At 45.5% G+C, this 1,352-nt stretch carries 1 pseudogene; it reads left to right on the top strand.

The features are described 5' to 3' along the window. Positions 1 to 141: 141 nt before the first annotated feature. Positions 142 to 1,352 (top strand): annotated as a pseudogene (locus tag KU855_RS18680) (Tn3-like element ISShfr9 family transposase); the annotation flags it as partial.

A 1,352-nucleotide genomic window follows, 5' to 3' on the forward strand; every position in this document is an offset into this window, starting at 1 on the left:
ATGGGGTTCTAGGGATTTTCCCCTCTAAAAAGACTTAATCCTCTGTAGACCACACCAATAAATGGCTGCGGAGGTGGGTTACTACTTATAAGTGTGGCAAATTAGGTAAATATCGTACATTTAATACGGAACAGCCCTGATATGGCCATCAAAAACGAAATTACTATTCTCACGAGAGCAGAACAGGCAGATCTTTATTCCCCACCCATTTTTTCAATCGAAGAACAACGTCTGTACTTTTCTCTGAACGATGCGGAATTGGCAGTTTTTCGGTCAATTCGTCTCAGAGCTCATAGATGTTACTTTGTCGCGATTTTGGGATACTTCAAATCAAAGCCCGTCATCCTAGATATCGCTTACTCGCAGGTTTCTAAGGATTTAATGTTCATCAGTAAAGAGCTGCTTGGCGGCAAGGGGCTCAGACCATTCACTCCCTCACAAAAACAAAAAGATCGACTCTACGCAAAAGTATTAGACCTTGCTGGTTATCACAAATGGGACGAAAGTCAGCACTTCAATTCTCTTTTCGACCACCTTGTTCAGGTGGGCAATGCCTGGCTGGAGCCGCGTTACCTCTTTGATACTGCTATTGAATTCCTAACCAGTCACAGCATTGCTATCCCTAGGTACACCGTACTCCAGAGACTGATAAGCAGAGCGATGCAGCAGGTCAGAAAAGACCTGGCGCACCAACTTAATCAACTCACCAGTCCTGAACTTCACGTCTTTCTGGACAGCATAACAGCCATTGATGACGGACTAAGCCTGAACCAGCTCAGAGGCGGTGCAAAAAGTCTGACCGTACCTGAACTTAAAAAAGAGCTTGCCCTTTATCATCAGTTAGCGCCATGGCGCACGCAAATCAATGGCGTTATCGATGGGCTTAATCTGTCTCTTAAAAATCGACAACACTTCGGTGAGCTCATCAACTATTACGGTAGTAAACTCAAACGATTCAAACGCGCACAGCAGCATCTATGGTTGCTATGTCACCTGACAGAGCGGATACAACTGGCACTGGAACGGTTAACTGATGGGTTCATTTACCATATCCGCAAGCAACAAGAAGCTGCCAACACCTTTGCACAACAAGCAGTGTTCCTGTCCTGGCAGTCAGCCGCGGACAATGTCACGAAAGCGGCAGAGTTACTGCATCTGTTTGTGGATGAGAACATTGATGATAATCAACCCTTCTCAGTAGTCAGACAACAGGCATTGAAGGTCATGAATGACAGGGATATCCAGACCCTCTGCCTTTACCTGAAAAAACAGAAACGGACCGTGGAAGAGTACCAGTGGCAACATTACGATGAACAATGCAATCTCCTGGAGCAACTGTTAAGGCAGGTGTT

This window comes from Shewanella sp. NIFS-20-20, from assembly GCF_019209865.1.
GTDB lineage: Bacteria > Pseudomonadota > Gammaproteobacteria > Enterobacterales > Shewanellaceae > Shewanella.